At 58.7% G+C, this 12,936-nt stretch carries 12 protein-coding genes; 4 read left to right on the top strand and 8 right to left on the bottom strand.

Annotated elements, in window-relative coordinates; all coding sequences use genetic code 11:
• Positions 1-135 precede the first annotated feature (135 nt).
• Positions 136-1,596: a membrane-bound lytic murein transglycosylase MltF gene (mltF, locus tag RHM68_RS04780; RefSeq protein ID WP_322220780.1), complete on the top strand. Its 1,461-nt coding sequence runs from the start codon at positions 136-138 to the stop codon at positions 1,594-1,596.
• Positions 1,597-1,712: 116 nt separating this feature from the next.
• Here the strand turns inward: mltF and pdxJ are convergent, their stop codons facing one another.
• The 8 genes from pdxJ to lptF all read right to left on the bottom strand — a co-directional run bounded on the left by pdxJ (position 1,713) and on the right by lptF (position 10,140).
• Positions 1,713-2,456: a pyridoxine 5'-phosphate synthase gene (gene pdxJ, locus RHM68_RS04775; protein ID WP_322220779.1), complete on the bottom strand. Its 744-nt coding sequence runs from the start codon at positions 2,454-2,456 to the stop codon at positions 1,713-1,715.
• Positions 2,457-2,503: 47 nt separating this feature from the next.
• Positions 2,504-3,193, bottom strand: coding sequence for a DNA repair protein RecO (gene recO, locus RHM68_RS04770; protein WP_322220778.1), 690 nt, complete (start codon positions 3,191-3,193; stop codon positions 2,504-2,506).
• A 174-nt stretch (positions 3,194-3,367) separates the two neighbouring features.
• Positions 3,368-4,270 carry a GTPase Era gene (gene era / locus RHM68_RS04765; protein WP_322220777.1) on the bottom strand — a complete coding sequence of 301 codons (903 nt, stop codon included), beginning with the start codon at positions 4,268-4,270 and terminating at the stop codon, positions 3,368-3,370.
• Complete coding sequence (gene rnc, locus RHM68_RS04760) at positions 4,263-4,952, bottom strand: ribonuclease III (RefSeq protein WP_322220776.1); 690 nt, start codon at positions 4,950-4,952, stop codon at positions 4,263-4,265. The genes era and rnc overlap by 8 nt, the downstream gene beginning before the upstream one ends.
• Positions 4,953-5,136: 184 nt before the next feature.
• Positions 5,137-5,991 carry a signal peptidase I gene (gene lepB, locus RHM68_RS04755; RefSeq protein ID WP_322220775.1) on the bottom strand — a complete coding sequence of 285 codons (855 nt, stop codon included), beginning with the start codon at positions 5,989-5,991 and terminating at the stop codon, positions 5,137-5,139.
• 5 nt (positions 5,992-5,996) lie between these two features.
• Entirely contained in the window at positions 5,997-7,796 is a 1,800-nt protein-coding gene (gene lepA / locus RHM68_RS04750) for a translation elongation factor 4 (protein ID WP_322220774.1), read from the bottom strand.
• A gap of 171 nt (positions 7,797-7,967) precedes the next feature.
• Entirely contained in the window at positions 7,968-9,029 is a 1,062-nt protein-coding gene (gene lptG, locus RHM68_RS04745) for an LPS export ABC transporter permease LptG (RefSeq protein WP_322220773.1), read from the bottom strand.
• A complete protein-coding gene (lptF, locus tag RHM68_RS04740) occupies positions 9,022-10,140 on the bottom strand; it encodes an LPS export ABC transporter permease LptF (protein ID WP_322220772.1) in 1,119 nt (372 codons plus the stop codon). Before lptF ends, lptG begins: the two co-directional genes overlap by 8 nt.
• Before the next feature lie 306 nt (positions 10,141-10,446).
• Here lptF and RHM68_RS04735 point away from each other — a divergent pair, with 306 nt between their 5' ends.
• The 3 genes from RHM68_RS04735 to RHM68_RS04725 are packed head-to-tail and all read left to right on the top strand — an operon-like array spanning position 10,447 to position 12,821.
• On the top strand, positions 10,447-11,934 hold the full coding sequence (locus RHM68_RS04735) for a leucyl aminopeptidase (protein ID WP_322220771.1): 1,488 nt from the start codon (positions 10,447-10,449) through the stop codon (positions 11,932-11,934).
• A gap of 60 nt (positions 11,935-11,994) precedes the next feature.
• Positions 11,995-12,423: a DNA polymerase III subunit chi gene (locus RHM68_RS04730; protein ID WP_322220770.1), complete on the top strand. Its 429-nt coding sequence runs from the start codon at positions 11,995-11,997 to the stop codon at positions 12,421-12,423.
• Between the two features lie 8 nt (positions 12,424-12,431).
• Positions 12,432-12,821 (top strand): DNA polymerase III subunit chi, encoded by a 390-nt coding sequence (locus RHM68_RS04725; RefSeq protein WP_322220769.1) that lies wholly within the window; start codon positions 12,432-12,434, stop codon positions 12,819-12,821.
• The last annotated feature ends 115 nt before the right edge of the window (positions 12,822-12,936 follow it).

Here is a 12,936-nt window from a genome sequence, read left to right as displayed (position 1 = left end):
AGGGGTTATTTTTACTGTCACAAAATAACCTTCCAGCCCATTCCTACGGGGTGCAGAGCGGTTTTTCACGCACTAGCAGACAAGCCCTGCGCTGTCGAGATATGGCGGCCGTGGTCCTTTGCGTATACTGCGCAAATGTTTTCCCCAACGGCTTTGCGTCCGCGGTACGCCAAATGGCTGATCGCAACCGGACTCTTCCTGATGCTCAGTGGCTGTGTTGATAAACCCAACACGCTGGAGCGCGTAAAGGAGGATGGCGTGCTGCGGGTCATTACCCGAAACAGCCCCGCCACCTACTTTCAGGATCGCAACGGTGAAACCGGCTTCGAATACGAGCTGGTGAAACGCTTTGCCGAAGATTTGGGCGTCGAACTCAAAATCGAGACGGCGGACAACCTTGACGATCTTTTCGATCAGGTGGGCAAGCCCAACGGCCCTGTGCTCGCTGCTGCCGGTCTGGTCAGCAGCGAGAATCGTAAACAGCAAGTCCGGTTTTCTCACGCCTATCTGGAAGTCACCCCCCAGGTCATCTACCGCAGCGGCCAGTCTCGGCCGACAGACCCCAGCGATCTGGTGGGCAAGAAAATAATGGTGCTCAAGGGCAGCACCCACGCCGAACAATTGGCAGTGCTTAAACAGAAATACCCTGGTATTGAATACGAAGAATCCGACGCGGTAGAAGTGGTCGACCTGTTGCGCATGGTGGATGAAGGCCAGATTGACCTGACCCTGGTCGATTCCAATGAAGTGGCCATGAACCAGGTCTACTTCCCCAACGTGCGGGTGGCCTTCGACCTCGGCGACGCCAGCAACCAGAGTTGGGCAGTAGTCGCTGGCGACGACAATAGCCTGCTCAACGAGATCAACACCTTCCTCGACAAGGTGCAGAAAAACGGCACCCTGCAACGCCTCAAAGACCGTTATTACGGTCACGTCGATGTCCTCGGCTACATGGGCGCCACCACCTTCGCCCAACACTTGCAGCAACGGCTGCCCAAATACGAACAACACTTCAAGGCCTACGCCAAGAAAGAGAAAGTCGACTGGCGCCTGCTGGCGGCGATCGGTTACCAGGAATCATTGTGGCAACCAGCCGTGACCTCCAAGACCGGCGTGCGCGGCCTGATGATGCTGACCCAGAACACCGCGCAGGCCATGGGCGTGTCCAACCGACTGGATGCCCGGCAAAGCATCATGGGCGGCGCCAAGTACCTGGCGTACATGAAGGATCAACTGGACGACTCGATCCAGGAGCCGGATCGCACATGGTTTGCGCTGGCGGCCTACAACGTGGGCAGCGGTCACCTGGACGACGCGCGCAAACTGGCCGCCAAGGAAGGCCTGGACTCAAACAAATGGCTGGACGTGAAAAAGATCCTGCCGCGCCTGTCGGAGAAGAAGTGGTACAGCAAAACCCGCTACGGCTACGCACGGGGCGGCGAGCCCGTCCACTTCGTGGCGAACATTCGTCGCTACTACGACATCCTGACGTGGGTCACGCAGCCGCAACTTGAGGGCGATCAAGTGGCAGAGGGCAACCTGCACGTACCGGGAATCGACAAGAGCAAGCCGAACCCGGAAACCCCGCCGCTTTAACAACGACCACAGCACACTGCATGCGAGCCTGCTCGCGATGGCGGACCGGCCGTCAACATTGCTGCTGAGTTTACGTCCTCATCGCTGGCAAGCCCCCACAGGGATTGGCGACAGACTTATGCTTTTGCTGCCGCCAGAATCAGCGCCTTCATTTCAGACACGGCCGACTTGAACCCGACGAATAACGCGTGAGCCACCAGTGCATGGCCGATGTTCAGTTCGTTAATGCCCTTGATTGCCGCAACCGCTTCGACGTTGTGATAGTGCAGCCCGTGACCGGCGTTAACGATTAACCCTTGGGCCAAGCCAAACGCCACCCCCTCAGCTACACGCTTCAGTTCTTGCGCCACGTCTGTCGGCGTCTGCGCATCGGCGTAGCGCCCGGTGTGCAATTCGATGGCCGGTGCGCCCACACGACGGGACGCTTCGATCTGACGCTCGTCGGCGTCAATGAACAGCGACACTTCACAACCGATTTTCGCCAGACGCTCCACCGCGGCCTTGATCCGCGCTTCCTGCCCCGCCACGTCCAGGCCACCCTCGGTGGTCAGCTCCTGACGGGTTTCCGGCACCAGGCAAATGTGCGCCGGGCGGATGCGCTCAGCGAACGCGATCATTTCTTCGGTGACGCCCATTTCGAAATTCATGCGGGTTTGCAGCACATCCTTGAGCAACAACACGTCGCGCTCCTGAATGTGCCGGCGGTCTTCACGCAAATGCACGGTGATGCCGTCAGCGCCCGCCTCTTCTGCGTCCAGCGCGGCCTTGACTGGGTCGGGGTAACGAGTGCCCCGGGCCTGACGCAGGGTGGCAACGTGGTCGATGTTCACGCCAAGAAGAATGCGATTGCTGGTGGTCACGGAAGCGCTCCTGAATTTAAAGATTCGGCGCACAGCATACGGGGAGACTACGGCTTTCGAAACAACTCGCGACTGACCAAGGGACGACCGCCCAAGTGAACGGCCAGCGCTTGGCGCATCAAACGCTTGGCAGCGGACAGTGCGCCGGGGGCTGACCAGTCAGCGTCCGCCATGGCCAGCAGCTCGGTGCCATTGAACAGGCCCGGTTGCAGCAAATAGACGCGCTCCAGGCCAGCGTCCACTTGCAGGCGATAAAGACCGTCCGGTGCAATCGGCTCGCCGTGGAGGTCGGTGCTCAGCGCAAAGCCATAACCGAGGTCATCCAGCAGGCGCCATTCGAAAGAGCGCAGCAACGGCTCCAGCGCACGACCTTCGGCCAATGCGAGCAAGGTCGCGGCATAGTGATCGAAGACAGCGGGATGAGGGTCTTCGGACGGCAACAATCGAATCAACAGTTCATTGAGATAGAGACCGCTGAACAGCGCCTCACCGACGAGCCACGTAGAAGTACCTGAGCTTTCCATGCGGCCGACATTTTTCAGCTCGCCACGTCCACGGAACTCGACTTCCAGCGGCACGAACGGCCGTGCCAACGTCCCGGCCTTGCCCCGCGCACTGCGCAATACCGCCCGTAGACGACCTTGCGGCGTGAGGAAATCCACCAGCGCACTGCTTTCGCGGTAGGCGCGGGAGTGGAGCACGTAGGCGAGTTGGCCGAGAGGTGGCGGTTGGGGCATGGAATTCAGTGGTCTCAATAGAGGAACGCGATCTTATAAACAACCAGAAACCAGTGTGGGAGCGAGCCGGTTCGCGAAAGCGGTGTACCAGTCAACATCAATGCTGAATGTTACATCCTCTTCGCGAGCAGGCTCGCTCCCACAGGGGTCCTTCGGTGTATCTGGCGCCGGGCGTTACAAGTCGCCGTAACCCAGCGAACGCAGGGCGCGCTCGTCGTCGGACCAGCCGCCTTTCACTTTCACCCAGAGGTTGAGCATGATCTTGGAGTCGAACAACAGCTCCATGTCCTTGCGCGCCTCGGTGCCGATACGTTTGATCCGCTCGCCCTTGTCACCAATGATGATTTTCTTCTGACCGTCACGCTCAACGAGAATCAGTGCATGGATGTGCAGGGTTTTACCCTGCTGCTTGAACTCTTCGATTTCCACGGTGATCTGGTACGGCAGTTCAGCGCCCATCTGGCGCATGATTTTTTCACGCACCAGTTCAGCAGCGAGGAAACGGCTGCTGCGGTCGGTAATCTGATCTTCCGGGAAGAAGTGATCATTTTCTGGCAGGTAACCAGCGATCACGCGCTCCAGCGCTTCGAGGTTGTGCCCGTGCTGGGCCGAGATCGGCATGATCTGCGCGTTCGGCAACTGTTGCTGCAACCAGGTCAGGTGCGGCATCAGTTCGGCTTTGTCTTCGATGCGGTCGGTCTTGTTCAGCGCCACGATCACTGGACCCGTGACGTATTGAACGCGCTCGAGGACCATCTGGTCTTCGTCGGTCCACTTGGTACGGTCCACCACGAAGATCACCACATCGACGTCTTTCAACGCGGCCGAAGCGGTTTTGTTCATGTAGCGGTTCAGGGCTTTCTCGCCACCCTTGTGCATGCCGGGGGTGTCAACGTAGATCGTCTGCACGGCGCCTTCGGTCTTGATACCCAACATGTTGTGGCGGGTGGTCTGCGGCTTGCGCGAGGTGATCGCCAGCTTCTGACCCAGAATGTGGTTCAGCAGCGTGGACTTGCCCACGTTGGGACGGCCGACGATGGCAACATAGCCACAGCGAGTTGCGGTTGAATCAGTCATGGCCATTCTCCACGCCCAGGGCAATCAGTGCTGCGGCGGCCGCTACCTGTTCGGCAATACGACGGCTCACACCCTGACCTCGGCTTTTTTCATTCAGTAAGGTGATTTCACATTCGACGAAGAACGTCCGGCAATGTGGCTCACCCTGGATATCCACCACTTCGTAACGCGGCAGGTCACAACCACGCGATTGCAGGAATTCCTGCAAGCGGGTTTTTGGATCTTTGTTGGTATCGACCAGAGTCAAACCCTCGAATTCCCCCGTCAGCCAGGCCAGAACGCGCTCACGCGCCATGTCCATGCCGGCGTCGAGGTAGATCGCACCGATCAACGCTTCCAGGGCATCGGCCAGAATCGACTCGCGACGGAACCCGCCACTTTTCAATTCGCCAGAGCCCAGGCGCAAGTAGTCGCCCAGGTCGAAGCCACGCGCCAGTACGGCCAGGGTTTCACCTTTCACCAGGCGTGCGCGCAAACGCGACAGCTGACCTTCGCGGGCCAACGGGAAGCGATCAAAGAGTGCCTCGCCCGCCACGAAGTTAAGGATGGCATCACCCAGAAACTCCAGGCGCTCGTTGTTGCGCCCGGCAAAGCTGCGGTGAGTCAGGGCCAGGATCATCAGTTCCTGATCCTTGAAGGTGTAGCCGAGCTGACGCTCTAGACGGCTTAGGGAAGCGCTCACGATTTACCCACGCTGAGTTCGTGGCTGAATTCCACCGCCATCGCCGTGATACGGCGCAGGCTTGGGACAATTAACGCTGTGTTCAAAAATAAAGTCCTGAATATCATTGTTTTCATGCTTCTGGCGCCGATTGTGCCGGCTCCAGAAATGCATTCGGCGCTGTGTTCAACAGCGCCGTGTGTGATTACTTGATCAGGCCAACCCGCGAGAAATTCGGCAGGTGACTGAGTTTGGGTTCCGGCCAGCTCATCCAGACTGCGAAGGCCTTGCCGACGATATTTTTGTCGGGAACCATGCCCAGCAGATCCTTGGGAATGTTCGGATCATCCCAGTAGCGACTGTCGTTCGAGTTGTCGCGGTTGTCGCCCATCATGAAGTAGTGCCCGGCAGGCACGGTCCATGAACGGTCCGGCGTGGCGCGGTAGCGGCTCATTTCCTTGCGGATAAGGTGCTCCGCCAAGCCGAGCTTTTCCTTGTAAAGTTCGGCGCTGCCCAACGTGCCCGGCTCGGAGCCGACCAGTTGTTCGGCAATTGACTCACCGTTGACGAACAGACGCTTGTCGGCGGTGTAGCGAATCTGGTCACCCGGCAGCCCTACGACGCGCTTGATGTAGTTGACGTTCGGATCGCTCGGATAGCGGAACACCATCACATCACCGCGTTGCGGGTCACCGACTTCGATGACTTTCTTGTCGGCAACCGGCAGACGGATCCCGTAAGAAAACTTGTTCACCAGAATGAAGTCGCCCACGTCCAGCGTCGGCTTCATCGAGCCGGAAGGAATCTGGAACGGTTCCACCAGGAACGAACGCAGCACCAACACGATGAACAACACCGGAAAGAACGACTTGCCGTATTCAACCAGCAGCGGCTCTTTGTTCAGTTTCTCGACGACCACGACATCTGGCTGGCTGACGCTGCCCTGATATGAGGCAATGGCGGCACGCCGACGCGGCGCCAGGAAAACCAGATCGAGCAACGCCAACAGGCCGCAGACGAACACGGCGATGACCAGCAACAGCGGGAAATTTAGTGACATAGGACCTAACTATCCAACCTGAGCACCGCAAGGAAGGCTTCTTGTGGAATTTCCACATTGCCCACTTGCTTCATGCGTTTTTTACCGGCCTTCTGCTTTTCCAACAGCTTGCGCTTACGGCTAACGTCACCACCGTAGCATTTGGCCAATACGTTCTTTCTGAGAGCCTTGACGGAGGTCCGTGCAATGATCTGACCGCCAATGGCAGCCTGGATCGCGACGTCGAACATCTGGCGCGGAATCAGTTCTTTCATTTTCTCGGTCAGCTGACGACCTTTGTAGTGCGCGTTATCTTTGTGCACGATCAGCGCCAGGGCGTCGACCTTATCACCGTTGATCAGCACATCCAGTTTCACCAGGTTAGCTGACTGATAACGATCAAAATGGTAATCCAGCGAAGCATAGCCGCGGCTGGTGGACTTCAGACGATCAAAGAAGTCGAGGACCACTTCGTTCATCGGCAAATCGTAGGTCACCTGAACCTGAGTACCGAGGAACAGCATGTCGTGCTGTACGCCACGCTTTTCAATACACAGGGTAATGACGTTGCCCAAGTGCTCTTGGGGCACAAGGATATTGGCGCGAACGATAGGCTCGCGCATGTCTTCAATGGCTGAGAGGTCTGGAAGCTTGGACGGGTTGTCGACGTAAATCGTTTCACCGGTTTTCAGCAACAGCTCGAAAATCACCGTCGGCGCCGTGGTGATCAGGTCCAGGTCGTACTCGCGCTCCAGGCGCTCCTGGATGATTTCCATGTGCAGCATGCCGAGGAATCCGCAACGGAAGCCAAAGCCCAGCGCGTCAGAGCTTTCCGGGGTGTATTGCAGCGACGAGTCGTTGAGCGTGAGCTTTTGCAGGGCTTCACGGAAATCTTCAAAGTCGTCGGAGCTGACCGGGAACAGGCCCGCATACACCTGTGGCTGAATGCGTTTGAAGCCTGGCAACACATCAACGTCTGGCGTCGAGCTCAACGTCAGGGTGTCACCGACCGGTGCACCGTGAATGTCCTTGATGCCGGCAATGATGAAGCCCACTTCGCCGGCCTTCAGGTCAACGGTGGCAGAGTGTTTAGGGTTGAAAACACCGACGCTGTCCACCAGGTGGATCTTGCCGGTGGATTTGACCAGGATCTTGTCGCCCTTCTTAACGCAGCCGTGGCGCACGCGTACCAGGGAAACAACCCCCAAGTAGTTGTCGAACCAGGAGTCGATGATCAACGCTTGCAGCGGATCTTCGATGTTGCCGGTTGGCGCTGGAATGGTCTTGACCAAGCGTTCGAGCACTTCGTCAACGCCCTGACCCGTCTTGGCGCTGCACTCGACCGCATCGGTAGCATCGATGCCGATGATCTTCTCGATTTCTTCTTTAACGCGATCGGGATCGGCCTGAGGCAGGTCGATCTTGTTCAGGACGGGCATGACTTCCAGGCCCTGTTCAATCGCCGTATAGCAGTTGGCAACCGATTGCGCTTCAACACCCTGACCGGCATCGACAACCAGCAACGCACCTTCACAGGCCGCCAATGACCGGCTGACTTCATAGGTGAAGTCAACGTGGCCCGGGGTGTCAATGAAGTTCAGCTGGTACTTGATGCCGTCGCGAGCGGTGTAATAGAGGGTGACGCTGTGGGCCTTGATGGTGATCCCGCGTTCACGCTCCAGGTCCATGGAGTCCAGCACCTGGGCTTCCATTTCGCGCTCGGCAAGGCCGCCGCACATCTGGATGAAGCGATCGGCCAGCGTCGACTTGCCATGGTCAATGTGGGCGATGATGGAGAAATTGCGGATATGACTCAAATCACTCACGGATCAACACTCAAAAAGGCTGCAGGCATAGCCCGCGGAAAAATAGCCGGGAATTGTACCTGATCCACGGCGCAAGCGTCACGTTCGCAGGTCAGACGGTGCCTACAAAAACGCCCCGGTCTTGCGACAGGGGCGTTTTGAGGCGGCAAGTGAATCAGCAAAAACCCGGAATCAACCGGCCCGGCGCAATAGCCAGACCCCAGCGAGCGCGCAGACACTGGCCGGGACCAACACCGCAAACAGCGGCGAGAATCCGAACACCAGGCTCGACGGCCCCAGCAAATCCTGGACAATGCGGAAGGTAAAGCCCACCAGCACACCGGTGAATACTCGCTGACCGAGGGTAACCGAGCGCAACGGCCCGAAGATGAACGAAATGGCCATCAGCACCAACGCGGCAGTCACCAACGGCTGCAACACCTTGACCCAAAACGCCAGCCAGTAGCGACCATTGTTCAAGCCCTGGTCGGCCAGGTAGTGGATGTAACCCCACAGGCCACTGATCGACAACGATTCCGGCGTCATCACTACGGTATTCAGCAGCTCGGGGCTCAGTGCAACGTCCCAGCGCTCTTCAGCGGCGGTCACCACTTGCGTGCTCTTGTCATGGAACAGCGTGGTCGTGACATCGGTCAAATCCCAGCGATCCTGCTTGAAGTCGGCACGCTTGGCGAAACTGGCCGACAACATGTGCCGTTCCTTGTCGAAGCGATAACGCGTTACGCCGTACAACTGACCGTTGGGCTGAACCGAGTTGATGTGAATGAACTCATCACCCTGGCGGTGCCACAAGCCATGCTTGGCGCTTTGCGCATCACCACTGCCCTGAGCCAGGGAGCGATTGGCCTGCGCGATGTTTTCGGTGGCCGGCGCTACGTATTCGCCGATCAGCACACCCGCCACCATCAGGACCAGCATCGGCTTCATGACCGCCCACACAATGCGCCCCACGGACACGCCAGCAGCCCGCATGATGGTCAGTTCGCTGTTACTGGCCAAGGTGCCAAGGCCGATTAGACAGCCGATCAGTGCCGCCATCGGCAACATGTCGTAAACACGGCGCGGCGCGGTCAGCATGACGTAACTGAGGATATCGACCAGCGTATAGGTTTCGCTGGCATCGCCCATTTCGTCGATGAAGGCAAACAAAGTGGCCAAACCGAGAATGATCCCCAGCACCGCCAGGATTGCAATGAAGACGCTGCTACCAATGTAGCGATCGAGCTTAACCACGAGCCACCTCCAGCGCACTGCGGCGACTCGCCATTTTCAAGCGTATGGGCTCCCAATAAAGCAAGCCGAGACCAATGAGCAGGAAAATCGCATGCACCCACCACAAGCCCAGCAGTGGCGAAAGCTTGCCCTTCTCCAGAGCGCCACGGGCGGCAATCAAGAGCGTCAGGTAACCCATATAAAGAAGAATGGCCGGCAGCAGCTTGAGGAATCGGCCCTGGCGCGGATTGACGCGCGCCAATGGCACCGCCATCAACGTCACAATAAAGACCAGCAGCGGCAGGGACAGGCGCCACTCCAGCTCGGCGCGCATACGAATATCGTCGCTGCCCAGCAGGGCTGCGGTGGTCATCGCGTCCCGGTCGGTCACTTCGTCACTGACATCCGGCTTGGGTAACAAAACGCCGTACTCGTCGTACTTGATCGAACGATAGTCGGCTTGCCCCGGATTCCCGTCGTAGCGATAGCCGTTATCCAGAATCAGGTAACGGTTGCCGTCGGGACGTATTTCCTGGCGCCCTTTCTCGGCCACCAACACGGAAATGCCGCGATCCTTCTGGTCAGACGAAACGTTCTTTTGCGTAATAAAAACACCGGCCAGATTGATGCGATCCGCCGACAACTGCTCGGTGTAGGTCACCCGAGTACCGTCGCGCAGGGCCTGGAAGCGACCCGGCTCAAGGGTATCGAACTCGGTGAGCGCGTCCTGTTTGTTCAACAGCAACTGGAACTGGTTGGCGCCTTGCGGGGCCAGGCTCAGGCTGAGCCAGGCGACGATCAATGCCACCAGCGTCGCCGGGAACAGGGTCATGCCGAGCAGACGTTGCTGGCTCATGCCGGTGGCCGACAGGACGGTCATTTCACTTTCAAGGTACAACCGACCGTAGGCCAGCAATATCCCGAGAAACAGGCCCAGCGGCAGGATCAGTTGCAGGAAGCCCGGCAGGCGAAATCCCATGATCAGGAACAACGACCCCGGATCCAGGGCGCCAGAAGCCGCCTGGGCGAGGTATTTGATAAAGCGACCGCTCATGATGATGACCAGCAGCACGGCGCTGACGGCGCTCAAGGTCAACAGGACTTCGCGGGATAGATAACGGAAGACGATCAAACCAGACACTCCAGGGTTGTCAGGCTAAGGCGGCCAAACAAGCAAACGTATCAGACGGCCCGCAGGGCAGAGCCGCCGAAAAAGATGGCGCATTATCCTGTGATTGGGTGCGCCTGTCACTGCGCATGCTCACGCTGGCGATCAAAGCATTGAAGATCGCACAGCCGAGGGTTGTCAGGCGCCGGTAGCGAGGTTCAAACTGCGGCCTTTGTCGCGGGCCGTGACCCGTGTCTTTCTCTCTATAAGCAAGCGCATACGCTTGGCGTCGAGCGCTTGTACGTTGACCATTAATTCAGGGACCCGGATATGGAACTGGTTGTAAAAAGCGTTAGCCCAGAAACGTTGAAAACCGCCACTCTGGTGGTCGCCGTCGGCGAAGGCCGCAAGCTTGGCGCCGCCGCCAAACAACTCGACGAACTGAGCGGTGGCGCAATCAGCGCTGTGCTTAAGCGCGGCGACCTGGCAGGCAAAGTAGGCCAGAGCCTATTGCTGCATAGCCTGCCGAACCTCAAGGCGGATCGCGTGCTGCTGGTGGGCGTGGGCAAGGACGAGGAGCTGGGCGACCGTCCGTTCCGCAAGATCATTGCCGGCCTGCTAAACACCCTTAAAGGTCTGGGCGGCAGCGATGCCGTACTGGCGCTCGACGAAGTGATCGTCAAAGGTCGCGACAGCTATGGCAAGACCCGCCTGCTGGCTGAAACCCTGGTGGACGGCGAGTACCAGTTCGACCAGTTCAAGAGCCAGAAAGCCGAACCCCGCGCCCTGAAGAAAATCACGCTGGTGACCATCAAGGCGGCCCAGGCTGAAGTTGAACGCGCCGTGGCCCACGCCACTGCAATCGCTAACGGCATGGCATTTACCCGAGACCTGGGCAACTTGCCGCCGAACATCTGCCACCCGACGTTCCTCGGCGAGCAAGCGAAGAACCTGGGCAAGGAATTTAAAGGCCTGAAAGTCGAAGTCTTTGATGAGAAGAAGATCAAAGAGCTGGGCATGGGCTCGTTCTACGCCGTCGGCCAGGGCAGCGATCAGCCGCCACGCCTGATCGTGATGCAATACAACGGCGGCAAGAAATCCGAGAAACCCTACGCACTGGTCGGTAAAGGCATCACTTTCGACACCGGCGGCATCAGCCTGAAGCCGGGCGCCGGCATGGATGAAATGAAGTACGACATGGGCGGCGCGGCCAGCGTGTTCGGCACCCTGCGTGCTGTGCTCGAACTGAAACTGCCGATCAACCTGGTGTGCATCCTCGCCTGCGCCGAGAACATGCCAAGCGGCAATGCTTCCCGTCCGGGCGACATCGTAACCACCATGAGCGGCCAGACCGTTGAAATCCTCAACACCGACGCCGAAGGCCGTCTGGTGCTGTGCGACGCGTTGACGTATTCCGAGCGTTTCAAGCCTCAGGCCGTGATCGACATCGCGACCCTGACCGGCGCTTGCGTGGTGGCACTGGGTGCTCACACCTCGGGTTTGCTGGGCAACAACGACGAACTGATCGGCCAACTGTTGAGCGCCGGCCAGTCGGCTGACGACCGCGCCTGGCAGTTGCCGCTGTTCGACGAGTACCAGGAGCAACTGGACAGCCCGTTCGCCGACATCGCCAACATTGGCGGGCCGAAAGCCGGCACCATCACCGCGGCCTGCTTCCTGTCGCGCTTCACCAAAAACCTGAACTGGGCGCACCTGGACATCGCCGGCACAGCATGGACAAGCGGCAAGGACAAAGGCGCCACGGGTCGCCCGGTTCCTTTGCTGACCCAATACTTGCTGGACCGCGCCAAAGCCTGAAACCGATGACCCTGGACGGCGTTGCTTTCGGGCGACGCCGCCCCAGGCTCAGGAACCACGATGACCAAAGTCGATTTTTATATCCTGCCCAGCGCCGACCCGTCAGCGCGGCTGGATTTTGCCTGCAAACTCACCGAAAAAGCCTGGCGCATGGGCCACCGTATCTACCTGCATTGCAGCGATGCCCAGCAGCGCGAGGACCTCGATGCACGTCTCTGGGCATTTAAAGGTGAGAGCTTCGTGCCTCACGGCCCTGCCGAAAGCGAACCGGACAGTTTAATAGTCCTGGGACTGGGTGATGACTGCGGCCAGCATCAGGATCTACTGCTCAATCTCAGCCTGAAAGTACCAGCGTTTGCCAACAAGTTCGCCCGTGTGGCGGAAGTGGTGGTGGAAGATCCAACGATTCGTGCGGCCGCGCGGGAGAGTTTTCGTTTCTACCGCGAACAGGGCTATTCTCTGCAAGATCACCGTTTACAGCGACTCTGAGCCTCCCGATGGACACTCCAAAACCGCAACAAAAGTCCGCGCACCTGCTGGACGACCTCGAGTCGATCCGCCAACTGCTCGGCGATGACAACCTGCAACCGCCCCTGCTGACCGACACTGTCCACGAAGGTGATCAGGAACAGATTCCGTTGCTGTTCAACACTGTCGACAACACGCCGTCAGCCGTCGAACCGCCAGCACCGCCAGCCCCTGTCGCCCAGGCTGTACCTGCCGCCAGCAAAGGCCCCGATGCACTGCTGCACCTGGACAGTGAACTGCGTGCTGCCGCGCAGCTAATCATGCAAGACGTGATCGATGACTTCGCTCCGCACATCGAAACCGAGATCAAACGCCGCCTCGACGCGCGGATGGAACGGTTGCTTAGTCACTACGAATAATTCCGATCGCCTGTGGGAGCGGGGCTCCTCGCGATTGCATCACCTCAGCGTCAGGGCTGGCCGAGGCGCCGGCATCGCCAGCAGTCACGCTCCCACATTGATTAGCGCCACGACT

The organism is Pseudomonas sp. DC1.2 (assembly GCF_034351645.1).
Lineage (GTDB): Bacteria > Pseudomonadota > Gammaproteobacteria > Pseudomonadales > Pseudomonadaceae > Aquipseudomonas.
This window is presented reverse-complemented; position numbering and strand designations above follow the sequence as displayed.

Coding starts and splice junctions, on each gene's coding strand:
- mltF (WP_322220780.1), top strand. CDS start 136: ATGTTTTCCCCAACGGCTTTGCGTCCGCGGTACGCCAAATGGCTGATC.
- recO (WP_322220778.1), bottom strand. CDS start 3,193: ATGCCCCAACCGCCACCTCTCGGCCAACTCGCCTACGTGCTCCACTCC.
- era (WP_322220777.1), bottom strand. CDS start 4,270: ATGACTGATTCAACCGCAACTCGCTGTGGCTATGTTGCCATCGTCGGC.
- lepB (WP_322220775.1), bottom strand. CDS start 5,991: ATGTCACTAAATTTCCCGCTGTTGCTGGTCATCGCCGTGTTCGTCTGC.
- RHM68_RS04735 (WP_322220771.1), top strand. CDS start 10,447: ATGGAACTGGTTGTAAAAAGCGTTAGCCCAGAAACGTTGAAAACCGCC.
- RHM68_RS04730 (WP_322220770.1), top strand. CDS start 11,995: ATGACCAAAGTCGATTTTTATATCCTGCCCAGCGCCGACCCGTCAGCG.
- RHM68_RS04725 (WP_322220769.1), top strand. CDS start 12,432: ATGGACACTCCAAAACCGCAACAAAAGTCCGCGCACCTGCTGGACGAC.